General features: G+C 71.8%; 22 protein-coding genes. 6 read left to right on the forward strand and 16 right to left on the reverse strand.

Going from position 1 to position 25,918, the window contains the following annotated elements; all coding sequences use genetic code 11:
- Nucleotides 1-2 precede the first annotated feature (2 nt).
- The 15 genes from ACFYV1_RS31700 to hemA all read right to left on the reverse strand — a co-directional run bounded on the left by ACFYV1_RS31700 (nucleotide 3) and on the right by hemA (nucleotide 18,795).
- Entirely contained in the window at nucleotides 3-1,697 is a 1,695-nt protein-coding gene (locus ACFYV1_RS31700) for an alkaline phosphatase family protein (protein WP_389399083.1), read from the reverse strand.
- Nucleotides 1,694-2,491 (reverse strand): HAD-IIA family hydrolase, encoded by a 798-nt coding sequence (locus ACFYV1_RS31705; RefSeq protein WP_389399084.1) that lies wholly within the window; start codon nucleotides 2,489-2,491, stop codon nucleotides 1,694-1,696. The genes ACFYV1_RS31700 and ACFYV1_RS31705 overlap by 4 nt, the downstream gene beginning before the upstream one ends.
- On the reverse strand, nucleotides 2,473-3,762 hold the full coding sequence (locus tag ACFYV1_RS31710; protein ID WP_389399085.1) for a hypothetical protein: 1,290 nt from the start codon (nucleotides 3,760-3,762) through the stop codon (nucleotides 2,473-2,475). Before ACFYV1_RS31710 ends, ACFYV1_RS31705 begins: the two co-directional genes overlap by 19 nt.
- A 2-nt stretch (nucleotides 3,763-3,764) precedes the next feature.
- On the reverse strand, nucleotides 3,765-6,266 hold the full coding sequence (locus ACFYV1_RS31715) for a PEP/pyruvate-binding domain-containing protein (protein ID WP_389399086.1): 2,502 nt from the start codon (nucleotides 6,264-6,266) through the stop codon (nucleotides 3,765-3,767).
- Nucleotides 6,267-6,533: 267 nt separating this feature from the next.
- Nucleotides 6,534-6,956 (reverse strand): helix-turn-helix domain-containing protein, encoded by a 423-nt coding sequence (locus ACFYV1_RS31720; protein WP_389399087.1) that lies wholly within the window; start codon nucleotides 6,954-6,956, stop codon nucleotides 6,534-6,536.
- 311 nt (nucleotides 6,957-7,267) lie between these two features.
- A complete protein-coding gene (locus ACFYV1_RS31725) occupies nucleotides 7,268-7,393 on the reverse strand; it encodes a hypothetical protein (protein ID WP_389399088.1) in 126 nt (41 codons plus the stop codon).
- Nucleotides 7,390-8,640: a M20 family metallopeptidase gene (locus ACFYV1_RS31730; RefSeq protein WP_389399089.1), complete on the reverse strand. Its 1,251-nt coding sequence runs from the start codon at nucleotides 8,638-8,640 to the stop codon at nucleotides 7,390-7,392. Before ACFYV1_RS31730 ends, ACFYV1_RS31725 begins: the two co-directional genes overlap by 4 nt.
- 290 nt (nucleotides 8,641-8,930) lie before the next feature.
- Complete coding sequence (locus ACFYV1_RS31735) at nucleotides 8,931-10,208, reverse strand: PLP-dependent aminotransferase family protein (RefSeq protein WP_389399090.1); 1,278 nt, start codon at nucleotides 10,206-10,208, stop codon at nucleotides 8,931-8,933.
- Nucleotides 10,209-10,313: 105 nt separating this feature from the next.
- Nucleotides 10,314-11,567, reverse strand: a complete 1,254-nt coding sequence (locus ACFYV1_RS31740) for an MFS transporter (RefSeq protein WP_389399091.1) — start codon at nucleotides 11,565-11,567, stop codon at nucleotides 10,314-10,316.
- The gene (locus ACFYV1_RS31745; protein ID WP_389399092.1) at nucleotides 11,564-12,565 is read right to left on the reverse strand and encodes an NADP-dependent oxidoreductase; all 1,002 of its coding nucleotides are present in this window, start codon (nucleotides 12,563-12,565) and stop codon (nucleotides 11,564-11,566) included. Before ACFYV1_RS31745 ends, ACFYV1_RS31740 begins: the two co-directional genes overlap by 4 nt.
- A 57-nt stretch (nucleotides 12,566-12,622) precedes the next feature.
- Complete coding sequence (locus tag ACFYV1_RS31750) at nucleotides 12,623-14,542, reverse strand: phenylacetate--CoA ligase family protein (protein WP_389399093.1); 1,920 nt, start codon at nucleotides 14,540-14,542, stop codon at nucleotides 12,623-12,625.
- Nucleotides 14,539-15,756: an acetyl-CoA carboxylase biotin carboxylase subunit family protein gene (locus ACFYV1_RS31755; RefSeq protein WP_389399094.1), complete on the reverse strand. Its 1,218-nt coding sequence runs from the start codon at nucleotides 15,754-15,756 to the stop codon at nucleotides 14,539-14,541. The genes ACFYV1_RS31750 and ACFYV1_RS31755 overlap by 4 nt, the downstream gene beginning before the upstream one ends.
- A complete protein-coding gene (locus ACFYV1_RS31760; RefSeq protein WP_389399095.1) occupies nucleotides 15,753-16,712 on the reverse strand; it encodes a 3-oxoacyl-ACP synthase III family protein in 960 nt (319 codons plus the stop codon). The genes ACFYV1_RS31755 and ACFYV1_RS31760 overlap by 4 nt, the downstream gene beginning before the upstream one ends.
- On the reverse strand, nucleotides 16,700-17,554 hold the full coding sequence (locus ACFYV1_RS31765) for a TauD/TfdA dioxygenase family protein (RefSeq protein WP_389399096.1): 855 nt from the start codon (nucleotides 17,552-17,554) through the stop codon (nucleotides 16,700-16,702). Before ACFYV1_RS31765 ends, ACFYV1_RS31760 begins: the two co-directional genes overlap by 13 nt.
- A 26-nt stretch (nucleotides 17,555-17,580) precedes the next feature.
- The gene (gene hemA, locus ACFYV1_RS31770) at nucleotides 17,581-18,795 is read right to left on the reverse strand and encodes a 5-aminolevulinate synthase (protein WP_389399097.1); all 1,215 of its coding nucleotides are present in this window, start codon (nucleotides 18,793-18,795) and stop codon (nucleotides 17,581-17,583) included.
- A gap of 452 nt (nucleotides 18,796-19,247) precedes the next feature.
- Between hemA and ACFYV1_RS31775 the strand changes: the two genes are divergently transcribed.
- From ACFYV1_RS31775 to ACFYV1_RS31800, 6 genes are all read left to right on the forward strand, one after another.
- The gene (locus tag ACFYV1_RS31775; protein WP_389399098.1) at nucleotides 19,248-20,165 is read left to right on the forward strand and encodes a helix-turn-helix transcriptional regulator; all 918 of its coding nucleotides are present in this window, start codon (nucleotides 19,248-19,250) and stop codon (nucleotides 20,163-20,165) included.
- A gap of 269 nt (nucleotides 20,166-20,434) precedes the next feature.
- Nucleotides 20,435-21,229 carry an AAA family ATPase gene (locus ACFYV1_RS31780; protein ID WP_389399099.1) on the forward strand — a complete coding sequence of 265 codons (795 nt, stop codon included), beginning with the start codon at nucleotides 20,435-20,437 and terminating at the stop codon, nucleotides 21,227-21,229.
- Between the two features lie 121 nt (nucleotides 21,230-21,350).
- Entirely contained in the window at nucleotides 21,351-22,391 is a 1,041-nt protein-coding gene (locus ACFYV1_RS31785; RefSeq protein WP_389399100.1) for an AvrD family protein, read from the forward strand.
- A 13-nt stretch (nucleotides 22,392-22,404) separates the two neighbouring features.
- Nucleotides 22,405-23,433 carry a beta-ketoacyl-ACP synthase III gene (locus ACFYV1_RS31790; protein ID WP_389399101.1) on the forward strand — a complete coding sequence of 343 codons (1,029 nt, stop codon included), beginning with the start codon at nucleotides 22,405-22,407 and terminating at the stop codon, nucleotides 23,431-23,433.
- 44 nt (nucleotides 23,434-23,477) lie between these two features.
- Nucleotides 23,478-23,732, forward strand: a complete 255-nt coding sequence (locus ACFYV1_RS31795; protein WP_389399102.1) for an acyl carrier protein — start codon at nucleotides 23,478-23,480, stop codon at nucleotides 23,730-23,732.
- Nucleotides 23,733-23,801: 69 nt separating this feature from the next.
- Complete coding sequence (locus tag ACFYV1_RS31800; protein ID WP_389399103.1) at nucleotides 23,802-24,449, forward strand: MarR family transcriptional regulator; 648 nt, start codon at nucleotides 23,802-23,804, stop codon at nucleotides 24,447-24,449.
- A 90-nt stretch (nucleotides 24,450-24,539) separates the two neighbouring features.
- Here the strand turns inward: ACFYV1_RS31800 and ACFYV1_RS31805 are convergent, their stop codons facing one another.
- Nucleotides 24,540-25,724 (reverse strand): IS701 family transposase, encoded by a 1,185-nt coding sequence (locus ACFYV1_RS31805; RefSeq protein ID WP_389399104.1) that lies wholly within the window; start codon nucleotides 25,722-25,724, stop codon nucleotides 24,540-24,542.
- Between the last annotated feature and the right edge of the window lie 194 nt (nucleotides 25,725-25,918).

A 25,918-nucleotide genomic window follows, 5' to 3' on the forward strand; every position in this document is an offset into this window, starting at 1 on the left:
CGTCACCTCTCGTCGGTCGGTTCGGACATGCCGGTGGTGCGCGGGCCCGCCGCGGCCCGGGCCACGCCGAGCCGGTCGAGGACCAGCGCCGCCGGCCAGGTGTTGTCGATGACGCCCGCGTCGACGCCGGCCGCAATGCCCGGCCCGACGGCCGCATGGACCGCGTGGAGCCTGCTGTCGCCGGTCGCGACGACGTGTGCCCCCGTCTTGGGGAGCGGCCGCACCACCGGCCCCTCGCCCAGCAGCCGGGCGGCCGGCTGGTAGTCGTCGGCCGGCACGACGTAGAGGACGGCGGGATCGGCGGCAAGGTCGGCCGGCCCGGTTCCGTTCCGGCCGAGGAAACCGGCCACCACGGGCCGGCCCGTGCCGGGGTCGGTGAGGGCACTCAGCACGGCGCAGGCCCGCTCCATGGCGGCACGGGCCTGCGCCGGGTCACCGGCCGGGCCCGGATTCGCCCACAGGGAACCGTTGTTCGCCGGGTGGTAGAACACCGCGGAACCGTCGGCGTCGAGGCTTCCGTCCGGGGCGGCGCGGGCCAGACCCGCGCGCACCAGCACGTCGTTCAGATGCACCGCACGGGTGGAGCCGACCATGCCGTGGTCCGCTCCCAGGACCACGCAGTCGTCGTCCCCGGCCCGCTCCAGAACCCGGCCCAGCACGGCGTCGGACCACTGGTAGCAGCGGCGGACGTACGACCACACGGCCTCGGCGATGTCCGGACGGTGGGCCGCGCTCCGCTCGTCGCACCAGCCCAGCAGCTCGTGGCCCACGTCGTCCGTCATCGGCAGGTAGACGACCACCAGATCCGCGTCGTGCGTCTCCAGTACGGCGTCGGCCGCGGCGCCGAACGAGCGGGCCACGCACTGGACCGAGGACAGGAACACCTCCTCGGCGAAGCCGTCACCGCCCTCCGCCAGCCGGGGACCGAAGACCCCCTCGCGGTAGAGCGGACCCACACCCTCCCCGGCGAACGGCGGGCACCGGTCGAGCCGGTGGAGCGTCTTGGGGTTGCGCCCGGCGGCACGGGGCGACCAGACACCGGTGTGCACCAGCAGCAGCCGTCCGCCGGCCGGGACGCAGGCGATCCAGGTGCCGTGCTCCCGGTCCAGCTCCAGCGGCTGCCACCCGGCCCCGGGGCCGAGCAGCAGCCCCTCGCCCTCCGCGCCGCCCACGACCCGCACCCGCACCCGCCGGGAGGACTCCGCCTCCACCGCGACCCGGAACGCGCCGATCTCCCAGTCCACGCTCCCGCCGCCGGGATCCAGCACCCGCACCGCGTGCCGGGCCGAGCGGCGGCTGTACGCCTCCACCGCCCCGTCGATGTGCGCACCGACCCGGCTGTCGTGCCCGAAGACCCACGGGGCGTGCACCAGAGCACTGCTCAGACCGTGTTCCGCCAGGGTCTCCCAGACCGGCGGCACCGCGGGGAAGTCCGGGGAGAAACCGCTGACATGACTGGCGAGGCCCTCGCCCGCCCCGGGCACCGTGTACCCCGTGACCTTGTGCTCGGCCGGCCAGGTCCCCGTGAACAGGGTCGCCAGCGACGGCGGGGTCTGGCAGTTGGGGAACGCGGGCCGGGCCGCCGCGAAGACGCCCCGCTCACGCATCCGGCTCAGCGCCGGCAGCGCACCCTCCCGCTCCAGCCGGTCCACGACCCAGTGCGCCCCGGCGTCCCACACCACCCAGTACACCGTCATGCGCCGACCAGCTCCCGTACCAGCGCGGGCAGTTCGGCCACCGAGCCGATCTCGTGCGCGGCCCGGCCGGTGAGCCCCTCCGCCCGCTGGTCCGCGTACTTTCCCGTGCGCACCTGCACGGTCCGCAGACCCGCGGCCAGACCGCCGGCGATGTCGGTCGTGGCGTCGTCGCCGACCACCACGCAGGATGCGGCCGGCACGTCCAGGGAACGGGCCGCGAGCTCGAAGAAGTCGGCGGCCGGCTTGCCCAGCACCCGGGCCGTGGCACCCGACGCGTACGCCACGGCCGCCACCACCGCCCCCGTGTCCAGATGGTCGCCGTCGGCCCGCTTGAAGTAGCGCCCCGTCTGGAGCGCGAGGAGCTCGGCCCCCTCCCGCACCGCGCGGAACGCGCCGTCGAGCGCCGCGTAGTCCAGCGAGTCCCGGCAGTCGCCGATCAGCACATGGCTGTACGGCGGTTCGGCGGCCAGCGTCGGCAGCACCGCCCGAAGCTCCCGCGAGACCAGCGGATACGTCCGCGCCCCGGCCGCGGAGAGCAGCCGCGCCGCCGCCACCACCGGCGTGAACAGCTCGTCGGCCGCCACGACCAGCCCGTAGCCCGCCAGTTCGGCCCGGATCCCCTCCGCCGGCCTGGAGTCGGTGTTGGTCAGGAACCGCAGCCCGACGCCGAGGCCGCGCAGGGCGGCCACCGCCTCCACCGCACCGTCGATCACGGCTCCCCGCGCGTACAGGGTGCCCTCCAGGTCGAGCAGGACCGCGCGCACCGCGACGCCCGTCATCGGCCCGCCTGCCACGCCAGCTCCGGACGGGCCGCCACGGCGTCCTGGAGGAACGTCCGCTTGGAGTAGAAGCCCCGCTCGTCGCTGAGACCGCGCGCCCGCAGGAACGCCTCCAGCCAGGCGGCGATCTCGCCCATCTCCGCCAGCACCTCGGCCTCGTCCGGCTCGACGGCGACACGGCTGCGCAGGTACTCCAGCTCGCACTGGTTGAGCGTCACCTCACGCGCCCCGACCAGGCTGCAGTGGTCGAAGAAGATCCCGTAGACGTGCCCGGTGCGCACCGACTCGAAGTTGATGTCGTAGCGGACCCGGCGGAAGGACGGCAGTCGCACGGCCCGGACCTTCAGCTCCTCCCGGATGTGCCGCTCGAACCCGCCGTCGTCCGCGAGGTCGAGGCCGTACGTGTGCGTCTCGCGGCGCTCGAAGGCGTCCTGCGCGTACCACTTGCGCTTGAGCAGGTGCCTGCCGTCGGTGGTGGGGATGAAGGAGGCGTAACCGCGTTCCTCCTCGGGGCCGGTGATCTCGAAGAGGTGGTTCAGGTAGTCCCACGCCTGGAACTCGTCCCGGTACTCGGGGACGTAGCCGGGCAGCGCATTGCCCAGCAGCTCCCGGTACAGCTCGACCGTCAGGGTCCAGGAGTCGACGGGCGGGGCGAGCGTGTACTTGTACTCCAGCTCCTTGCCGTCGAAGCACTTGCGGTAGCAGCGCTGGTGGTTGTTGAGGAAGAGGAACCGCTCGGCGTGCAGGCCGGCCGCGGCGGCCAGCCAGTCCAGCTCCTCGATCCCGGCGGCGGCCACCGGCTCGGGGGTGATCCGGATGAAGCAGGCGTCCTCGGCCAGGAAACGGATCTGGCTGTGCACATGGGCCTGTCCGCCGTCCGCCGTCACGTAGAACAGCGGCACCAGCGGGCCGTCCTCGACACCGGTGACCGCGGTCACCGCCGTGCGCAGCTCCGCGCCGGCGAGCATGCCGGGGAAGAGGTCGCGGCCCTCGGCCTTCGCGGTGTGCCGGCGGGTGCCGTCGACCGTGCGGGCCGACAGCTCCAGCGGGCCGAGCCGGTCCCAGCGCAGCACGACCGTGTTGCTGGGGAAGGGTTCTTCCACCGGGGCGTCGAGCTCCGCGAGGACGATCGCGTCGGAACCGGACAGGGGGGCCGTGCCGTTGAGCAGATGGAGCCCGCCCAGGACCAGCCAGGCGCGGCGTCCGGCGGCGTCCGTCACCGGCGCGGACTGCGCGGTCCGCTCGGACTGCGTGATCGGCGCGGACTGTGCGGGGGTGCGGGTCACGTTCATTCTCCCTTGCGGCCGGTCGTGGCGACCGTGCCGTCGCTGATCACTGCTTCGGCTCCGTCGATCCCGGCGGCCGTGACCGCGGGAACCCGGGCCTCGCGCAGCAGGATCGCCAGGTGCCCCAGCGCCGATCCCTGGTCGAAGACGAAACCGGCGACGTGCCCGATGAGCACCGAGAGCACGGCATAGGGCCGGGCGGCGCTGATGACGGGCTTCTCGTCGCAGGCGGCGACGAGGTCGAGGATCCGGGCCAGGCCCTCGTGCTCGCTGACGTCCTTCGACTTGTCGATGCTCACGGCCGGGCCGATGGAGAGCCGGCGCAGCAGGGCGTCGTCGTCCAGCCGCAGCAGCGGCCCGCGGGCCGTGCCGGGCGAGATGCAGACCTCGCCGTGGGAGACGGTGACGGTGTCGTCGCCGCCGAGCACCGAGTGGTCGACGAAGTAGAGGGTGCCCCGGTCGAGGACCCACTCCAGGGTCACCGGGCCGTGCTCGGCGTGCATCGCGGCGGTGAAGCGGGCGATCTCGTCGAGGTGCGGACGCAGCACGGTCGCGGCGGCAGGGAAGCGCACGTTGTCCGGGTCGTCGTAGCCGGCCGCCACGTCCTCGACGACGATCGTCTCGCCGCCGGCGGTGCCGCGGTTGAGGGCCATCAGACCCTCGTCCGTGTACTCGACGACCAGCCCCGACCCGCCCGCCCGGCGGGAGATCACCCCGAGCTCGCCGCGGATGAAGTCGCGTACGACCACACTGTGCAGAGCGGTGCCGTCCGCGGTGGCGCCGGTGGTGACGGCGAGCTGCCCGATCACCTCCTCCTTGGGCACCACGATCTGGCGCAGCGTGTCGCCGAAGTCGAGCACGCACTCGTCGCTGCCGCCGGACAGTGTCCGCCGCAGGGACGCGGCGCTCGCCTCACCGTGCAGGCCGCGGCCGTTGAAGCGGATGACCCAGCCGGCCCCGGTGGACACCCCGTGCTCGTGGGCCATCCGGTGGGCGGGACCGCGTTTGGCGGTGTAGCCGCTGTGGACGGCGGCCACCGCGCCGAGACCGAAGCCGGCGGGCAGCCCCTCGGTGTACAGGCCGTGCGCCTGGACGAGGGGCTGCGCACAGACGGCGCTGACCTCGCGGGCGGCGGTCAGCGGCCGGACCTGGACGAGGTGGACGCCGTCGGCGTCGGCCGCCCACTCGACGTCGACGTCGTGGCCCCGGCTCTCGCGCAGACGGCGGACCAGCGCGACGACCTCGGTGAGCACGGGGCGGTCCGCGGCGCCGGGGCCGGCCGGAGTGCGTTCCACCTCGGCCGAGTCGGTACGGCGGGGCACGGCGACACCGGCGACCAGTTCGTCGGCGAGCCCCTCGACGTACTCGACGACGACCCGCTCGTCGTCGGCGCCGTCGGATCCGGTGAAGGCGACACCGGCCAGCGCGGGCCGGATCAGCCGCTGCACGATCACCGCCAGACGCGGCGTCGCGGTGAAGTCGCCGGCCCGGACACGGGCGGCGACCGCCGGAGCCTCGTAGTACGAGCGCCAGCACTGCTCGACGGCGTCGATCACCGCGTCGGCACCCCGCACGCCCAGGACGGACTGGTGCACACCGGCCAGGCTGGAGCCCTCGGTGTCCTCGTCCAGGCCGGAGGAGCGGACCGCGAACTCCACGTCGCCGTCGCCGAACAGCTCGTGCAGACGGGCGGCCAGAAGTGTGCGGGCCTGCTCGGGGACACGGATCTCGCCGCCGATCTTCTGGATGCGCGAGACGGAATCGGTGAAGAAGGCGCCGACGGTGGCCTTGAGGTCGCCGAACGCGTCGGCGAGCGCGGCGTTCTGCCCGTCGGTGAGAGCGTCGGTGAACTCGCCCGCCGGCACGCAGAACGCGGTCGGCACCCTGAACGTCCGGCTGGAGCGGCTGAGCCCGGCGAACTTGGGGCCCACCTCGTTCGGCTCGAAGGTCGCGCCGAGTCCGGGGAAGCGCTGACGGGCGAACTGCCGGTCGAAGTCGACATGGATGTCGCTGGACCGGGGACCGACGGACCCCTGGTACTTGCCGTCGTAGAGGACGATCTCACCCTGCGGCCGCCACCACATCATCTGACCGATGCTGATGCCCGGATACACCCGCACCCGGTTCATGCTGTAGAGCTGGAGCGTCCACTGGCCCGTGTAGCCGATGTCGCCGAGGCTGGCCGACAGGTTGATGAACAGGCCGAGCCGGGCGACCGAGGAACGGGCCGCGAAGGTGGGAGCGTAGTGCTCGCTGCCGAGGGTCTCGACCGTGTGGGCCAGGTACAGCCGGCCGGGCTCCAGGACGTAACCGTCGTCCGGGATCTCGATCTCTTCGAAGTCGTTGGTGCGCCGCGCGTCGAGCGGCATGTCCTGGTAGACCCGCAGGGTCCTGCCGAGGCGGAAGTTGTAGCTGTTCGGATTGACCTGCTCGGGCGTGAACGGTTCGATCGTTATGCGACCGTTCGTGCGCTCGCGTTCGATCTCGGTCCCGGTGAGGATCATGGGCAGCCTGTTCGCTAGTTCCGGGCACGCCGGCAGAGCGCCGGGAGGACCGGCCGTCTGCGGAGGCGGACCCGGAGAGCCGGGTGAGGTGTGCAGTGCCTGCGGGCCGAGATCTCCGGGGACGGCGGCCTGCGACCACGCGGTGGCGCGGGCGGGGCGGCGAGGGGAGGTCCGGGAGGCGGAACGTGACGGCCACGGATGGTCAGGCGGTGGTCACCGCGGAGCTCGACACTGGGCCCCGGCAGGTGTCGTACAGAAGACGGCGCCCTATCCGGTGGCGGCCGTGGTGGCGGTCAGACCTGCGGGGTCCGGGCCCCAGTCGTCGTCGAACGGCCGGAAGGGGTCGGGGTCGGTGATCTCCTGCCGGGTCGTGCAGGAGGCCTCCACGCCTGCCAGTTGGCGCACATAGACGCGCTGGCTCTCGTCGAGGCGCAGGGTGCGGGCGATGGAGTCGAGGACTTCGCCGGAGACGTTCTCGGCCCGGCCCTGCTCGATCCACGTGTACCAGGACACGCTGACGCCGGCGAGGAGTGCCACCTCCTCCCTGCGCAGGCCGGGGGTACGGCGCACGCCGGTGTCCGGCAGGCCGACCTGGGCGGGGGTGACGTGGGCGCGCTGGGCGGCCAGGAAACGGCCGAGCTCGGCGTGCTGGGGCGAGGGGGGCTGGTTGCCGGGAGATCGGTCCTTCATGGCGGGGACGCTAGATGCGTGCGGGCGCAACGATCAACGCACTTGAGTCCCGCTCGTGTCCCGCCGGAGCCCGGCCGGATGCCGAAGCACACCTCCCGCACCCGCCAACTCGCTGCTGACCTGCTCTTTTCCCGCCGGTGCGGGGGGACTTGGCCAAGTGGTCGCCCCACCGCACGGCCGCGACTGTGGCAGGTCCCCGGGCAATTCTCGGCACTCCGCACAATCGCGGCAGGCCCGTGGCCACCGTGTGCCGCCACGGTGGTCACGGGCCTGCCGCGTCGCGTCGTCGCGGGACGCGTCCGGAGCCCGTGTCAGCCGTCGTCGCCGCCGTCGCCGGGAGCGTCGTTCGGCGTGGGCTCCTCAGCCGGTGCCGTGCCCTGTGCCGGTGCCGTGACCCAGTCGATCAGCGCGGGCCAGCGGTCCATCATCTGATTCATCGTCGTACTCCCTGGCCGGTGCGTTCGGTGTCGGTGTCGGTGTCGGTGTGTTGGGTGTGTTCGGCGGCGAGGCGGTCGACGGCGAGGCGGGCGTAGAGCGCGGCGCCGTCGGCCAGGACGGCTTCGTCGAAGACGGCGAGCGGGGAGTGGTTGTCCGGTGCGGTGTCCGGGTCGGCGCCCGGCGCTGTGGCGCCCAGGAAGACCATGGCTCCGGGGACCTCGTCGATCACGAGGGAGAAGTCCTCCGAGCCGGTCATGGGATGGGGCATGTGCTCGTAGCGCTCCTCGCCGTGGAGGTCGGCGACGGTGCGGCGGACGAAGTCCGTCTCGCGCGCGTCGTTGACGGTGACGGGGTACAGCTCGTCGAACCGCACGTCGACGTCCACTCCGTGGGCGGCGGCGACACCCCGGCAGACCTGGACGGTGCCGTCCTTGAGGCGTGCCTGGGCGGTGTGGGAGAACGCCCGGACCGTGGCCTCGAAGGTGGCGGTCTCGGGGATGATGTTCTGCTGTGTTCCCGCGTGGAAGGAACCCACCGACAGCACGACGGGGTCGAAGACGTCGAAGGCCCTGGTGATCCATGTCTGCAGCGCCATGACCGTCTCGCAGGCCACCTGTACCGGGTCCTTGGCGCGGTGGGGCGCCGATCCGTGTCCGCCTGCTCCGCGCACGGTGACGCTCAGGGTGTTCGCGGCGGCCATCAGCGGTCCCGAGCGGGCGGTGAAGCGGCCGCTGCGGTATTCGCTGGAGGTGACGTGGAGGGCGTACGCGGCGACGGGAAGGGTGCCGGTGGTCTGCAGGAGCCCCTCGTCGATCATGTGCCGGGCGCCGTGGAAGCCCTCCTCGCCGGGCTGGAACATGAACACCACGTCGCCGGCGAGGTGGTCGCGGTGCCGGGCGAGGAGCCGGGCCGCACCGCAGAGCATGGCGGTGTGCAGGTCGTGTCCGCAGGCGTGCATGGCGCCGTTGCCGGAGGCGTAGGGCAGGTTGGTGCGTTCGGTGACGGGCAGGGCGTCCATGTCGCCGCGCAGCAGGACGGTCGGTCCGGGGCGGGCGCCGCGCAGCACGGCGGTCACCGAGCTGAGGCCCTGCCCGGTGGTGATCTCGAGACCGAGGCCGTCGAGGCCGCTCAGCACGGTCTCCTGGGTGCGCGGCAGTCGCAGACCGGTCTCGGGTGCGGCGTGCAGGGTGCGCCGCAGCTCGACCAGGTCGCCCTGCAGGGCGTGCGCGTCCTCGCGGAGGTTCATGGTGGCCTGGCTCCTGTGGTGTGGGCCGGTGCGGTGGGCTTGCGGTGTGCCGTCCGGGCGTGGCGTTGTGGCGTTGTGGGCGCGGCGCTTGGGGCGGTGCGGTGCGCCGTGGTGCGGCACATGTGCCGCACGGGGGTCAGGAGCGGCCGGGCCGGGTGGTGCTGAGCGGCCGCCGGTCGCTGACGTGGGCGAGTGCCGGGTGCCGTGTCCGGGCCGGCGCCAGGGTGCGCCGGCCCGCGAGTGCGGGGGCCTGCTCGACGGCGGCGGGGGAACGCGCTCGGCCGTGCGGTTCAGCAGGACACCAGGTCGTCGTGGTGTGAACGGGCCCGGGAGATCTCGGCCTCGATGACCTTCGCCAGTGTGTGGACGCCCTGGCGGATGCGTTCGGGCGTGGGGTGCGAGAACGACAGGCGCAGGTGCTGGTTGCCGCCCAGTTCGAAGAACCCCGTACCCGGCACGTAGGCGACACCCTGGTCGACGGCGCGGGGCAGCATCGCCTTGGCGTCGAGGCCGTCGGGCAGGGTCAGCCACACGAAGAAGCCGCCTTGCGGGACGGTCCAGTGCACCCCGTGGGGCATCGCGCCGGTGAGGGCGAGGAGCATCGCGTCCCGCCGCTGCCGGTATGCGCCGCGGGCGTTCTCCAGGTGGGCCTCCCAGGACCGGGTCCGCAGGAAGTGGCTCACCGCCCGCTGGGCCAGCGCCGAGTGCGAGAGCATCGCGCTCTCCGCGGCGAGGACCAGCTTGTCCTTGACGGGGCGGGGGGCGAGCGCCCAGCCGACGCGCATGCCCGGCGCCAGGGTCTTGGAGAACGAGCCGAGATGGATGACCCCGTCGGCGTCGTCGGCGCGCAGCGCGCGCATCGGTGCGTCGCCGAAGTGCAGCAGACCGTACGGGTTGTCCTCCAGGACCAGGACCCCCGCCCGGCGGCAGATGTCGAGGACTTCGCGGCGGCGCGCGGCGCTCATCACGGTGCCGGTCGGGTTGTGGAACGTGGGCACGGTGTAGAAGAACTTGGCCGGGCGTCCTTCCGCGGCCAGCACCGCGAACGTCGCCTCCAACGACTGCGGTATCACTCCGTCGTGGTCCATGGAGACCTGGGCGATCCGGGCCTCGTGGGCGGCGAACGTGCTGAGCGCCGTGACGTAGGTCGGCGCCTCGGCGACGACGGTGTCGCCCGGGTCCACGAGGATGCGTGTGACCAGGTCCAGGGCCTGCTGGGAGCCGACCGTGACCATGACGTCGTCCGCGTCGGCGTCGATCCCTTCCACGGCCATCACCTCGCAGATCTGCTCCCGCAGCCGCACGTCGCCCTGCGCGGAGCCGTACTGCAGGGCCCCCGGCCCGTCGTGTGCGAGGACTTCCTGCAACACCTGTGCCATGACGTCGCCCGGCAGGACGTCCGGGTTGGGCATCCCGCCGGCCAGGGACACGACGTCGGGGCGGGCGGCCATCGAGAACAGGGCACGGGTCTCCGACGGCACCATCCGCCCGGTGCGGGCGGCGAAGGGCAGGAGCCTTTCGCCGCGGGCGGTGGGCGAGGACTGCGGGACGGGTGCGAAGAACTGCATCACGGCTCCTATGGCGCGACAGGGAACGGACTGGAAGAGGGACAAGAGGAGGGACAAGAGGACGGACTGGAGGACGGGCAGGGGGACGCCAGGGAGGGGCAGAGGTCACGCGGCGGACAACTGCTCGGCGGGCTCAGCGGCCGCGGCGGGTTCCGCGCGGGGCTTGAAACGCAGCGCGGCCCAGATGCCGCAGACGACGAACGGGGCGAGCGTCGCCGCCGTCGTCAGATACGCGGCGGGCAGGGAATGCCGTGTGGCGACGGCCAGGACCGGCATCAGACAGGCCGTTCCCGCCCCGATGGCCAGAAGGCGCAGCGACGCCATCTTGCCCTTGTCACGGGCGGCCGCATGCTGCTGCAGGGAGGTGAGCAGCCAGGTGATGCTGTTCAGGTTGGCGAAGCCGGCCAGGAAGTACGCCCCGAAGTGCACCGGGGCGGACGTGGCGAAGGCGAGCAGCACGGCCAGCCCGGCCTGCGAGGCGACCCACAGCGGCAGCAGGGCGCGGCGCACCGTGTACCGGGTGAAGAACGTCGCCGCGATCATGCCCGCCCCGAAGGTCGCCTCGAGCGCCGACACCGCCCACGACCGGCCCTCGTAGAACGTGCCGACCAGCGGCACCACCAGGGTGCTCAGACTGTACGAGAACACGAAGTCGCCCGCGCACATGACGACCATGGCGAACACGACCAGTTCCCCGCGGTGCCGGCGGAACAGCTCCCGCCAGTCGCCCAGCATGTCCGGCAGCGCGGTACGCAGCGAGCTCGTCCTCAGCCGCCCGGAGACCTCGGCGCCGCCCGTCCGCAGCCGCGCCACGACCGCGGCCACCGTCAGCGACATCGCCACGTCGACGAGCAGAGCCTGGGTCGGCGTACCGACCACCAGGACCAGGCCGAGCACGGCCATCCCGGCGAGCCGGCCGGTCTGCACCGCGATCCCGATCATGCTGTTGAACGCCACCGCCCGCTCGCCCTCGAAGCGGTGGGCGGTGAACTTGAAGAACGCCGTGCGCTGCACGTTGTCGAACACGGCGAGCAGCACCGCGGCCGTGCCGACGACCAGCATGAGGCTGCGGACACCCGACGCCAGGGCGGCCACGATGGCGGCGACGGTGAGGGCGCGCAGGACACTGCACAGCACGTAGATCCGCTTCGAGTCGAGCGCGTCCACCAGCGGCCCGCAGAAGGGCAGGACGGCGATCGCGCCGATGCCCTGCAACGAGAAGATCAGGGCGAAGGCCTGCGCGTCGCCCGTCCTGTGGAACAGGGTCTGCCCCAGTGCCAGCGTGTACAGGCCCATCCCGATGCTCGACAGCAGCATCGAGCCGAGCATCGTGCGCGCCGTGGAGTCGCCCCGGATCATGCGCGGCCCAGCCGTACCGTGGCCTTGCCGATGTTCTTGCCGCTCAGCATGCCCAGGAACGCCTCGACGATGCGGTCGAAACCCTCGGTGACCGTGTGCCGGTCGCTGATCTCGCCCGACTGCAGGTACGGGACGAGGAACCCCTCCAACTCCCCTTGGACGTCACGGTGGTTGCGCACCAGGAAGCCCTCGAGCCGGACGCTCTTCTCCACCAGGTCGAACAGATTGCGCGGAGCGGCCGGCGGCTCGGACGCGTTGTTGTACTGCCCGATCGCCCCGCACCAGGCGATCCGGCCGCCCTCGCGCATCGCACCGATGGCGGCCTCCAGATGCGTGCCGCCCACGTTGTCGACACAGACGTCGATCCCGCCGGGTGCCGCCTTCGCGAGCTGCTCGCCGAGCCCGCCGTCGCGGTGGTCGAAGGCCGCGTCGAAACCCAACTCCTCCACCAGCCACCGCACCTTGGCCGGCGATCCGGCGCTTCCGACCACCCGCCCCGCGCCGAGCAGCCGCGCGATCTGGCCCGCCGCACTGCCCACTCCTCCCGCGGCCGCCGTGATGAACACCGTCTCACCGGGCCTGATCCGCGCGATGCGGGTCAGCGCCACATAGGCGGTCAGACCGGTGCCCCCCAGGATTCCCAGGAACGCCTGCGGCTCGACGCCCTCGATACGCGGCAGCACCCGCACCTCGTCCTCACGGACCACCGCGTGGGTGCGCCAGCTGTGACGGTGGAACACCAGGTCGCCCACGGCGAGTCGGGGCGTTTCCGAGGAGACGACACGGCCGATGGAGCGGCCCTCGAGAGGAGAGTCCAGAGGCCAGACACCGTCCATGTTCTCGCGCATGTACGGGTCCACGGACAGCAGAACGTTCTCCACCAGGGCGGTGCCCGGGCCGGCGGTGGGCACGGCCTCCTCGACGAACGCGAACTCGGCCGGGGTGGGCACACCGGCCGGGCGGCGCACCTGGTGGACGTAACTGGCCTTGGGGGACATGAGGAGCTCCAAGAAAGCAGGGGTGGGAAACGTGGAGGGACGGGCCGGCGGCCGGCCTCAGGCGAGGCGGCGGTCGATCACGGTCTTGATCTTTCCGCTGACGGCGTTGCGTTCGAGCTGCCCCTCGGCATGACATTCGACGACGAGCTCGAAGACCTTGAGCCCGTCGTCGTAGGCCTGCAGATCACTCAGGACGGGGAACGCCTCGGTGAGGAACTTGCGCACCAGCTCGGCGTCCAGGACCTCGGGCGACTCGGTGCGCAGGATCAGCGTCTCCGTGCCGTCGAGGGTGATGAGCTCGGCCTGCAGCTGGGAGATCCTGAACTCCTCGAGCGCGCGGGCCAGATCGCCGTAGTGCACGGTCCAGGACTTGATCCGGATCTGGCCGTCGCTGCGCCCGAGGTACTCCAGGACACGACCGCTCTCCCCGCAGGCGCAGGTCTGACGGGTGATGCGGCCGACGTCGCCGATGCGGTAACGGATCAGCGGGCCCTCGAACTTCTGCATGGCGGTGATCAGCAGATGGCCGCTCTCGCCGGCCGGGACCGGCATGCCCGCGTCGTCGACGACCTCGATGAGGTTGTAGTCGTCGTTGACGTGGTGGAACGTGCCGCCCAGATGACCGCACTGGTAGCCGAGCTGGGCGCCGTCGTTGGCGGCCAGGATGCTGGAGATGCTGCGGGTGCCCAGCTCGTCACGCAGCCAGGTCTTGTCGGACTCCGTCATCGGCGTGCCGCCGTAGACGACCTTGTCGATCCGCAGGCCCGGATCGCGCTGCTTGGCCTCGCGCAGCAGCGGCAGGATCAGCGCGGGCATGCCCAGCAGGACGTTGGCGTCGAAACTGCGCACCAGCATCAGCAGCATGTCGACGGTGATCTGCTGCCCGGCCGAATAGGCCTCCACGGGCATCCGGGTCAGCTCGCTGCTGGTGGTGATCAGACCGCCGTACAACCCCCCGCCGAGCAGGGTGTTGACGACCCGGTCACCGTTGTCGATGCCCAGGGCGCGCATCAGCGGGACGGCCTCGCGGACCATGTTCTCCCAGTCGGTGCGCGAGTAGACGATGTAGCGGGGCTCCCCGCTGGACGCGCCGCTGCGCAGGACCTCACCGCTGGGCCGGGCACCGCTGGACATGGCGCGGGCGCGGGGCAGGGAGAAGTTCTCCAGGTCCTCCTTCTCCAGGATCGGCAGCCGGGACAGGTCCTTCACACCGGTGACCCGCGGCAGGCCGCGGTAGTGCGGAGTACGCCGGGCGCGGCCGACGAGGTAGCGCAGACGGGCGTCCAGCCGCGCCTGCCGTTCGTGGTCGCCGTCCCGGGCGGCGGCCAGCGTGGTCCCCGCCAGGTAGGTGTCGTCGAACAGCTGCCGGAACCAGGCGGAACGGCAGTCGACGGCGGCGACCGGCGCGCCCGATCCGGTGGCCCGGTCGGTGACGTGCACCCGGACGGCGGCCCGGCCCGGCCGGGGCCGGTCCACGTACAGCATGCCGTCGCCGAGGCTCACTTCACCGGCGGCCACCAGGTCGGGGACGTCGACGAGGCGTCCTTCGACCTCGGCCCCCGCGGTGACGGTCCGGGCACCGGGCAGCGGCAGGCCGCTGTCGCGGAGCACCGCGACGATCGCGTCCCACAGCTGCGGCCTGCCGGTGCGGATCACCACCTCGTTGCCCACGGCCCAGGCGAGCAGCAGACCGCGCAGGGTGTTGCCGGCGGCCGCGTCGTCGTCGAGGACGACCGTGCCGACGGGGGAGTAGGCCCACACGTCGTCGGTGTCGGTCAGCGGCCGGAACGGGAACTGCGAGAGGCCGCCCAGTGCCTCGTCCAGGGCGTCGGTCAGGGCCTCGCTGTCGAACAGCGGCGCCAGGCCGAGCAGATCGGCCTCGCGCAGCAGCGTGGACAGCGCCGATTCGGCGTCCCCGCTCAGGGACAGCTCGGCATGCTCGACGGCGAGCAGCAGATCGGTGGGGTAGAAACTCATGACGTCGTGCTCCCGGCAGGGCTGGCGGCGGATTCGGCGGCGGTCCGGACCGTGATCGTGGCGGCGCACTCCCGCAGGAACGCGCCGAGGACCTCGGGGTCGGTGTGCGAGGCCTCGATGAAGACGGGCACCTCCCACTCCTGGTAGGTGATGTGGTCGGGCAGCGCCTGGTCCGGCGCCAGCAGATGGATCCGGTCCACGCACGGATGCAGGCGCAGCCGGTCGGGAAGATCGACGGCGTGGCCGTCCGCGCCCGGCAGATGATGACCGGGAAAGGCGAGCCAGCCGTGGTGGCGTCCGCTCGGCTCGCTGGGCTCGGGCCGGTCGACACCCAGCCGCACCGCTATCTCGTGCGAGGGCAGATGGACTCCCGAGTGACGGGCGTGGGCGGTGACGACGCCGGCACCGCCCACCCGGTTGGCGATCTCCAGGAAGACCAGCTCGTCGTCCGCCGTGTGGAAGAGCTCCAGGTGGATACAGCCCTCGTCGATCTCGAGTGCCTCGACGACACGTTCGGTGATACCGCGGTGCGCGTCGCTCACCCGCACCTGGTGCGAACCCAGCGGCATCCCGTCCGCGTACTCCACGGGCTTGTTGACGTAGCGGCTGACCGACAGCTCGAGCAGACGCCCGTCACAAAGCAGCCCGTCGACGTGCAGGATGTCCCCGTCGATGTGCTCCTCGAGCTGGATGCCGTCCCGGTCCGGCAGCAGCGCGTACGCCGCCAGCGCGTCCCGCGCACTGTCGAAGATCATGACGCCCTGGCTGGACGCCCCCTGACGGGGCTTGAGAACGGTGCGCCCGCTCCACGGCAGCGCCTCGCCCTCGGCGACCGACGCGACGAACCGCGGGTAGCGGATACCGGACCCGGCCAGCGCCTGCTTCATGCGCACCTTGTCGCGGACCTTCTCGATCCGCTTTGCCGACGGGCCGGCGAGCCCCAGATGGTCGCGGATGTACGTGGCCTGAAGGATGCCGAACTCCGACAGGGACAGAACCTTGTCGTAGCCGTCACCCGGCGCGGTCCGCGCCGTGACCCCGGCGACCAGGTCCTCGCCGTCCCCGAGAGCGATACGGGTGCAGCGCAGGTCGTCGGGGACCTCGGCCAGGTCGGCGGCGCGACCGATGTAGGTCACCTCGTGCCGGTCGTGGTCGACGCCCAGGTGATACGAGATCTTCCGGTAGGGAACCTGGTGGACGACGAGGATCTTCATCCCGAGAACTCCAAAGCGGTGATGCCCCAGCTGAATCCCATGGAGCTGGTGGCCAGCAGAATCAGGTCGCCGCGGTGCAGCTTGCGCTGCTCGGCGAGGTCTTGCAGCGCGATGAGGGTGTCCGCGCCGCCCATGTGACCGAGACGGTCGTAGTTGAAGACGCTGCGCTCGGCACCGATGTCCAGCTCCTTGAGCATCCGCTCGTGCATCCGCCGGTCCCCGTGATTGATCAGGAAGTAGGAGACGTCGAACATGTCCCGGCCCAGGGCGCTCAGCGTCCGCTCGACAAGGCGCGTGAAGTTCTCCACGTACGCGTCGCCCAGACCGCGCCGGTGGGCACCGCGCCGGATGACGACCTTGTCGTCCCGGATCTCGCCCCGGTAGTAGTCCGACCAGCTCGGGTCGGTGCGCATCTCGGAGTGGAGGAGCCGGAAAGAGATGTCGTGATGTGCCAGCAGCACCGCCGCGCCCGCATCACCAAAATTGAACAGCTCCTTGGAGCTCGGATCACTGTAGTCAACCATCCTGCTCAGGCGGTCCCCCATGAGGACCAGCGCGTACTCGCCGGGGCGCAGCTGACTGCTCTCGGTGGCCAGCCACGCGGCGGTCAGCCCGGCATTGCAGAAATTGGTCACTTCGAAACAGTGCGCGTATCCGATGCCCAGCTCGTGGGCGACCTTCGCGGCCGGCGACCAGAACGGCGCGTCCCACTCGCCGGAACCGGCGTAGATGACCTGCCGGATGTCGTCGCGCTCCACCCCGGCCCGGTCCAGCAGCCTGGCCGCGGCCCGGTGAGCGAGCTGCCAGGCCTGCTCGCCGTCACCGAGCACCGGAATCGATTCGGTGTGCGTGATGGCCGCGAGGTCCGCGACGGCGACGCCGGAGGAGGCATGCATGCCCTGGACGTCGACCGTCGCGGACGGAAAGCACACGTCGAAGTCGACTATGCCGCCCACGCTTCCCTCTCGTCGATGCTGACACGGTGCACCAGACGGTCCACGCCCGGCTCGACCGCGGTGGCCGCGTGATAGGTGGTCTCCGTCTTCCAGATCACCAGGTCCCTCGGCGTCCACCGGTGGGTGTAGACGTGCGCGGGATCCTGGATGAGCTGGTCGAGCACCGCGAAGAACGCCTCGTTCTCGTTGGCGTCGAAGCCGACCACACGCTCCATGTACTCCGGCGCGCCGTACAGATAGCGCCGCCCCGTGCTCTTGTCGGTCTTCACGAGCGGGTGCTCCACCGGCGGGTACTCCTGCTCCACCAGCGCCTTGAACTCGGCTATGGACAGGCCCGCGTGGTCGGCCGAGATCCGCTGCCGCTTGCTGACGGTGTGCACCGCCGTGCGGCCCTCGACCTTCTCCTTCCACTCCTCGGGCAGCCGGTCGTACACGTCGCAGGCGTTCGCGTACAGGGTGTGGCCGCTCGTCCCGGGAACCTCGACACCGTGCAGCATCGTGTACGGCGCCACGTCCTTCATGTACGAGGAGTCCTGGTGCCAGAAGTTGCCGACGCGGGCGACACCGACCGCCTTGTTGTTCTTCTGTTTGTTCGAGGAGATCATGATCTCCTCGTGCTCCGGATGCCGGTACTTCGCCATCAGGAACGCCTTCGGCCTGCCGAGCCGGCCGGCCAGCTCGATCTGCTGCTCGGGCGTGATGTCCAGCGAACGGATCACCACCAGCTCCCGCTCGTGCAGCAGGGTCGCGACCTTCTCCCAGTTCTCCGGCCGGCCCAGGTCCTCGTACGTCACACCGGTCAGCTCGCTGCCGATGAACGGCGTGATGTCGTTGGTCTGCATGAATGTCTCCTTCAAGATGAAACAGGTCAGTTGTCGGCCGCGAGGCACTGCGCGAGCGCCTGCACGAACCGGTCGATCTGCGCCGGGGTGCGGAACGGCGCGACGGTCACCCGGAACCGCTCGCCCCCGCGCGCCACGGACGGGAAGTTGATCGGCTGCACGTAGATGCCGAACTCGTCGAGGAGCCGCTTCGAGATCCTCTTGACCCGGGCGCCGCCGGGCACCAGAACCGGCACCAGATGGGTCGGCGCCGCGACGAAACGGATCCCCGCCTCGCTCAGCCGGCGCCGCATCAGATCGGCGCCTGCCCGCAGGTTCCGGCGAAGTTCCACACCCCGCGGGCCCTGCAGCACACTCAGACTCATCAGCGTGGCGTCCAGACTGGAACGCGGGATCGTCGTGGTGAAGATGAAGCCCGGCGCGTGGGAGCGCACATAGTCCAGCGCCGTGTCCGGGCCCGCGACGTAACCGCCCGTGGTGCCCACGGCCTTGCCGAAGACGCCCTGGATGAACGTCACCCGGCTCTCGCCGATCTCCTCGCAGATACCGGCCCCGGTGGCGCCGTTGACACCGATGCCGTGCGTCTCGTCGAGGAACGTCCATGCGTTGTACCGCTCGGCGAGGTCGCAGATCTCCGAGATGGGGGCGATGTCGCCGTCCATGGAGTACACGGACTCGAACACGATCATCTTCGGACGGTCCAGCGGGTACGACGCCAGCGCCGCTTCGAGCTCGACCACGTCGTTGTGGGGGAAGATGTGCTTGGTGTTGCCGGCGCTGCGCACCCCCTCGATCAGGGAGCGGTGATTGAGCGCGTCCGAGAAGACCACCGTGTCCGGCTCGGCCTTCAGCAGCGTCGACAGCGTCTCCACATTGGCGACGTAGCCGCTGGTGAACACCAGCGCGCGCTCCTTGTCGTGCCAGGCCGCGAGACGCTGCTCCAGCTCGACGTGGGCCTCGCTGGTCCCCGCGATGTTGCGGGAGCCGCCGTTGCCCGTGCCGTGCCGCAGTGTCGAGGCGATCTGGGCCTGCATGACGTCCGGGTCCTGGCTCATCCCCAGGTAGTCGTTGGTGCACCAGACCTGAATGCGGCGACCCTGGTGCAGGGCGTGACCGCGGTCCTCCGCGAGGTAGGAGCACGCGACGAACTCGCGGTACAGACCGTCGGCCTTGAGCGTGTCCAGGTTCTTCTGCAGCCCCGCGAACGCATCCGGCGCTCGTACAGCGAGGGTTGGGGTCACCGCGTAAGTCCTCTCAACTCGGTGTTCGTTCCTGCGTCGTGACTTCACTCTGGGCCCGTCGACCACCCCCAACCAGTGCGTGGTCCCCATACGCGTGGCCCACATATGGGTGGCCCGCATATGAGTGCCACCACCACCCGGACAGCCGTGCGGCCCGAGCGCCGGGCGCGCATGCGCGGGGGAGAGGGGCCGGCGGGGCCGCGCCCCCCGCGGCACCCGGGAGCCGCGATTGTGCGGAGTGCCGAGAATTGCCCGGGGACCTGCCACAGTCGCGGCCGTGCGGTGGGGCGACCACTTGGCCAAGTCACCCCGCACCGGCGGGAAAAGAGCAGGTCAGCAGCGAGTTGGCGGGTGCGGGAGGTGTGCTTCGGCATCCGGCCGGGCTCCGGCGGGACACGAGCGGGACTCAAGTGCGTTGATCGTTGCGCCCGCACGCATCTAGCGTCCCGACCATGAAGGACCGTTCTCCCGGCAACCAGCCCCCCTCGCCCCAGCACGTCGAACTCGGCCGTTTCCTGGCCGCCCAGCGCGCCCATGTCACCCCCGCCCAGGTCGGCCTGCCGGACGCCGGCGTGCGCCGTACCCCCGGCCTGCGCAGGGAGGAGGTGGCACTCCTCGCCGGCGTCAGCGTGTCCTGGTACACGTGGATCGAGCAGGGCCGGGCCGAGAACGTCTCCGGCGAAGTCCTCGACTCCATCGCCCGCACCCTGCGCCTCGACGAGAGCCAGCGCGTCTATGTGCGCCAACTGGCAGGCGTGGAGGCCTCCTGCACGACCCGGCAGGAGATCACCGACCCGGACCCCTTCCGGCCGTTCGTCGACAACTGGGGCCCCTATCCCGCCTACATAGCCGACCGGTACTGGAACGTCCTGGTCGCCAACCACGCCGCCCGGACCCTCCTGGGCGTCGACGACGAGGACAACCTCCTGTGGCAGCTGTTCACCAGCGGCGACACCCCCGCCCGCCACCCGGGCTGGGAACAGGAGACCGCCCGCGAGACCGTCGCCCGTTTCCGCAGCCAGTCCGCCCACTTCGCGGACGACGCCCGCATGCGCCAGCTCCTGCGCCAACTGCACTCCGCAAGCCGTGAGTTCGCGCGCCTGTGGAACCTGCACGAGGTCACGGAGGACGCCTGCGGCCCGGCCCTCCTGCACCACCCCGAGACCGGGCCCCTGCAGTTCAAGCGCACCACCCTCGACTTCACCGACCGCATCGCCCTGCGCCTGACGGTGTACGTCCCCCAGCCCGGCACCGGCACCGCCCGGGCCGTCGAGAGCCTTTTCCGGCGCCTGCCGGGCACACCGTCACAGGACGACGGGCACGCCGGCGAGCCGCAGCGCCTTTCCGGCCTCGTCGAGACGGCCGCCTGATGCACACCGTCCCCGTCGCGCGGATGACCGGCCCTCGGGCACGCCGTCATCCGGGGACGGTGCGTGCAGGCGCAACGGCCCTCCCGCACGTTGAGGGACCGCCGCCACCGCGGCGCCCCGGGGCGACGCTCCCGCCTGCCGGCCCATGACCCCCCGGCCCATGACCCCGGGACCCGCCCCCGGACCCGGATCCCGGGCGGGCGATACCCGCCACCGTCGCCCGCGTGGACGGCGCCCCGCGAACACACGGCAACCAAGAGGGGAATCCCATGCGCACCGACACCCCCAGGTTCAGCGAGAAACCGGATCTCAAACTGGCGATATCGGGCACGTACTCGACCGGAAAGTCGACGACGACCGAAGCCCTGTCGATCGCGACCGGAATCCCGCGCACCCACGCGAAGACCTCCCGTGAGCTTCTCGTCGACCTCGTCCCCGGGAAGACCGTGATGGAACTCAACGCGATGGAGCTGGTCAAACTCGGCCTGCGCCGCTTCGAGGAACGCGTCCACAACGAGGCCGGCGACGGGGCGTTCATCTCCGACGGCGGTGTCTTCCACGAATGGGTGTACTTCGAGGCGCGGATGCGGGTCGGCATCAACCCCGGCGCCGGCTGGTGGTTCCAGGCCGTCAAGAAGGTCATGGGCCTGCCGGTCAAGCACTTCTACCAGCGCTACACCGACACCCTCGGCGAGATCACCCGCGCCCGGGCCAAGCGCGTCTACGACGCCTATGTCCACCTCCCCGTCGAGTTCGGCATGGAGGCGGACGGACACCGCCCGGTCTCGGAGAAGTTCCGCCGGCTCTCCGACGAACTGCTCGTCAAGACCCTCGACGACATGGAGATCCCGTACCACGTCGTCGGCGGAACGATCCCCGAGCGCATCGAGAGGATCGTCGAACTCTTCGGCCTTCCCGTCGTGGTCCCCGTCGAGGACGCCATCGCGCAGGCACGGGAACGGGTCAGGGCCGACCTCGAGGACCTCAGGGCCGACGCCCGCTTCCACGAGGCCCAGCGGCGCAAGTCCCTCGGCCGCCGGGTGGCGTACGCCCTGCGGTACTGACCGCCGCGCACCGGACACCGCGCCTCGCCCGGCCCCGGCGAACGGAAGGAGTGCCCCGGACGAAGCCCGGCGGCGTCCTTCCCAGCCCCGTACACACAGCCAGCCCGGAGGAACCACCGACATGCCCGTCACCGTCAGCAGACCGGACACCCTCGCCCTCGCCTCGGCCGACGACTTCCTGGGCGACCGCAGGACCCGCTTCCTCGGAGAGGGGTTCAAGCGCGTCACCCACGCGCTGACCGGCATCACCGTCATCCCCGCGGCAGCGGCCGAGGCCGGCGCGGCCGCAGGCACCACCGGCCGTATCGAGGCCACGGCCTCGATACGCGTGCCCGGCCTGTGGTCGCAGAAGGGCGGGTCCCGGCAGCGCCCCCACCTGTCCACCATCGACGCGATGGTCCTGGCCGCCCAGCTCACGGGCCTGTACGCCGCGCACACCCACGGCCTGACCCGCAAGGACCCCTTCACCGTGCGGTCCCTGTCGATCAGGGCGGGCTCCGCACCGGACGAGGACGGCATCCACCGCTTCGGCGTCGGCGCCACCCACCGTTCCACCCTCCCGGCCCCTGAGCCGGGACACGCCCGTACCACCATGGACTGCCACATCGGCTCCATGACGGTCCGCGTCGAGGCCGAGCACCCCGACACCGCCGCCCGCGACACCGGCGAAGGCTTCTACGCCGCCCGCGAGTTCCTGCCCGGGCCCTGGAACGACAACGCCTACGGCGTCAGTCACCGCACACGCCACCAGCTCCTGAGCGACATCAACGCCGACCCGGGCGCGCTGACCGCCGACGCGCGCCTCGACGTCACCGCCGACATCGAAGGCACCCGCCGGTCCCCGCGCCCGGCCACGATGATCGACCTGTTCACGGCAGCACTGCAGCTCGGCCAGATCCTGCTCTACCGCCTCGACGGGGTCGACCGCGCCGTGTCCAACACCCTCTGGATGCGCCGCACCTCCATCACCCCGGCACCGGCCGGCGAGGACGCCGGCGACGGACGGCTGCGCGTCCGGCTGGCCAGGCCCGCGGAACTGCCCACCGCCGACGGTGTCTGGCGCAGCGCGCGGATCACCGCCACCCACGCCGGTATGCACCTGGTCTGCCACGTCGCCCACCGGCTGCCCCGCCACGACCACGTTCCCGCCCTGGCTCTGTGAGGACCGCGAACCCATGCCACGCCCTCCCGAGGCACGCACCGCCGTCCTGGCCGGACTGGGCGGACATCTGCCGCCCCGGCGCGTCACCAACGACGAACTCGCCGAGCGGTTCGACACGTCCGACGAGTGGATCACCACCCGCACCGGGATCCGCGCCCGTCACTGGGCGGACCGCGGGACCTCCACCGGCGACCTCGCCGTCGAAGCGGGCCTGCGCGCCCTGAAGTCCGCCGGACTGGACGCCGCGCCGTCCGCCGTCGACCTGGTCGTCCTGGCCACGACCACCCCCGACCACCCGTGCCCGGCGACCGCCCCCGATGTCGCCGCACGGCTGGGACTGGGCCCGGTCGCCGCGTTCGACATCGCCGCGGTGTGCTCCGGGTTCGTCTACGCGCTGTCCGTGGCCCGCGCCCACATCGCCTCCGGGCAGGCCGAGCGGGTCCTGGTCATCGGCGCCGAGACCTACTCGACGGTCCTCGACCCGGACGACCGCGCGACGTCGGTCATCTTCGGGGACGGCGCCGGAGCGGTGGTCCTGACCGCGGGCCGCGCCGGCGACGAGGGAGCGGTCCTCGGCGTCCGGCTCGGCTCCGACGGCACCGGCAGGGACCTCATCACCATTCCCGGCGGCGGCTCACGCCGGCGCGCCGACGGCACCCGGCCCGCCCCGCGGGACGCCTACTTCACCATGCAGGGCAAGAAGGTCTTCGCCGCCGCCGTCACCCGTATGCACGACTCGGTCCGAGCCGTCCTCGACGACGTCGGCTGGGACACCCGGCAGATCGACCACCTGGTGGGACACCAGGCGAACATCCGCATCATCCACGCCCTCGCCAGGCGGCTGCGGGTCCCCAGGGAGCGGGCGGTCCTCAACATCGACCGTGTCGGCAACACCTCGGCCGCCTCCATCCCGCTGGCCCTCGCCGACGCCGCCGCCCAGGGCCGCTTCGCACCCGGCGACCGAGTCCTGCTCACCGCCTTCGGCGGCGGGCTCACCTGGGGTTCGGCCGCACTTACCTGGCCCGACATCGAACCCGTTTGATCCGGCCGGCCCACCGGCCCGTTCACCCCGTCAAGGAGACGACCATGAACGCAACGCTCACCACCGTGCCCCTGGCCGACCGGGTCCTCGACCTGCTGGTCGTCGAGTTCGACGCCCCGCCCGGCACGACGGCCGACACCCCCTACGACAGCCTCGGCTTCGACTCCCTCGTCCTCGTCGAGCTGGCGGTCGCCCTCGGCGCCGAGTACGGCGTCGAGATGACCGACGACGAGGTACGGGAAGCAGGCGACGTCACCCGGACCGTGGAGGTCCTGCGGTCCAAGGGCATCACCGCCTGAACTCCCCGCGTCCTGGTGGCGGCCGTCCCCCGAGCGCCACCAGGGCCCCACACTCCCAGGACTGACACCATGAGCCCCGCACGGACCGCGTTCCCCGACGCCCCCGTCCCCCCTGCCCCGGCCGCCGCCCCGCGGCCACCCGCCGGACCCGACACCGGACCCGACACCGGATCCGACACCGGATCCGACACCGGATCCGACACCGGATCCGACACCGGATCCGACACCGGACCCGACACCGGACCCGACGCCGGATCCGGCCGTCCGAGCCGCCCCGGACGCACGGCACCGGCCCGCGCCGACAGGACCGGCCCGCCGGAGGCCGAACGCCTGGCATCCGAGGAGGAGGTCGCCCGCTGGCAGGAGATGGAGGAACGGCGCAGCCGCTTCGAGCGGCGGATGAACCTGGAGATGAGCCGGCTCGGCCTGAGCCCCTCCGCCTACCTCGCCCTGGAGCAGCTCGCCCTGAGCCCGGGCGCCCTGCCCGTCAGCGAACTGGCCAGAAGGATCCGCCTCAGCCCGTCGTCCGCGTCCCGGGTCGTGGACCGCCTCACCGGCGACGGCCTGGCCGTCCGCACCGTGGGCACCGACGACCGGCGCAACGTCTTCGCCGGCATCACCGCACGCGGCCACGCCCTGTACGACGCGGCCCGTCCCCCCTACCGCAGGGCCCTCGCCCTCGCCCTGGACGCCTGCCTCGAGCACCCCGCCACCTGACCCGCACCCTCGGCCCCATCGCCGCCCGTGGGAGTCCTGCCCGCCCGCGCCGCCGAAGCCGTGTCCGGCGGTGTCCGGGCCGCGCTCCGCCTACGCCGCGGCGGGCAGCACGGCCGGCTGCGCCGCGCCGCTGCCCCGGGCGTACGCGTACGCGGCCGACACCAGCGTCATGTGGTGGTGCCAGCCGGGGTAGGAGCGGCCCTCGAAGGCCGTCATCCCGAAGTCCGCGGTGAGCTCGCCGACGGTCCGCGCGGTGCTGTCCGCGGCACCGGCCAGGGCGAGGAGCCGCTCGGTGCGCTCGTCGGTCAGGTTGGTGACCCATATCCGCCCCGGGCCGCGCCCGGCCGCGGGCCAGGGGGCGAACACCCGCCGGACGGCACGGCCGCGTCCCGCGCCGGGCAGCCGCACCAGACAGGTCGAGACCCGCACGATGCGGGTGCCGTCGCCGCCGCCGTCCTGCACGGAGGTCACCGTGCGCCCGTGCAGCGACAGCAGCCGCCTGACGTCCATGGCCTCCCCGCGCAGCGAGGCCACCGGCTGCGGGGCGGCCTCCTGCTCGAGCGGGATCACGGGCGTCCCGTGGGGGAGGGCGACGACGAAGTCGTGGCCCCGGTCGCTCAGGGCCCGCGCGAGCGTCCCCGCGTACCGGTCGTGGCTCATGTCGGCCACCAGGGGAGCGGGAAGAGCCGGCAGATCCTCCGCGAGCGCGTCGACCAGGCCCAGCACGAGGGCGGACACCGACTGCTCGCGGTTCTGCGCCGGGATGCGGGCACGCGACATCAGCTCGGTGTCCTGGCTCCAGCGTCCCGGCAGCAGCATCCGCCAGTCGACGGGCACGTTCGCGTGCGCGCCGGCCATGAAGAGCCCGACGCCCGCCTGGCAGTTCACGATCCGCCCGAGCTCGGGGACGAAGCGGCGGTGCACGCCGGCGGAGTGCCCCCCGCGCTTGGGCAGCACGGCCAGTCCGATGGTCAGCGCCTGCGCGGTGTCGCGTTCCTGGGTCCGGCGCAGGGTCGCCCGGCGCACCGGCTCCCAGTCCCAGGGACTGGAGTTGACGAACTGCTGGAGCGCCGAGGCCGCGTCCGGGATCCCGCACGCGGCGGCGACCTCGCGCAGGGACTTCTTGCCCGGCGCGTTCAGCAGCCCCCGCAGGTAGGCGTGGGCCCAGCGCCGCTGGTCGGAGCGGGGCAGGTCGGCGAAGAGATCCTGCGCGAACGAGTCAAAAGATTCCGAGGCCCGGGCCCCGAGCGTCGGTGTCACAACCTGCACAGCCATGGCGGCTCCCTCCCGTGAGCGATGAAAGAAAAATACATAACGTTCTCTATGTTTTCTAGTCGGGGGTGCCCGAAAATCGGCTGGCCGGTACGAACACCCCGCAGCCGCGCGCACCCTCGGCGAAGACCCCGGAAGGCACGCGGACGGCTGCGAAACCAGGCGCAGTTGTGGCAAGTCGCCCTAGGCGCCGCGCG

This window comes from Streptomyces sp. NPDC003023 (assembly GCF_042888225.1).
GTDB lineage: Bacteria > Actinomycetota > Actinomycetes > Streptomycetales > Streptomycetaceae > Streptomyces.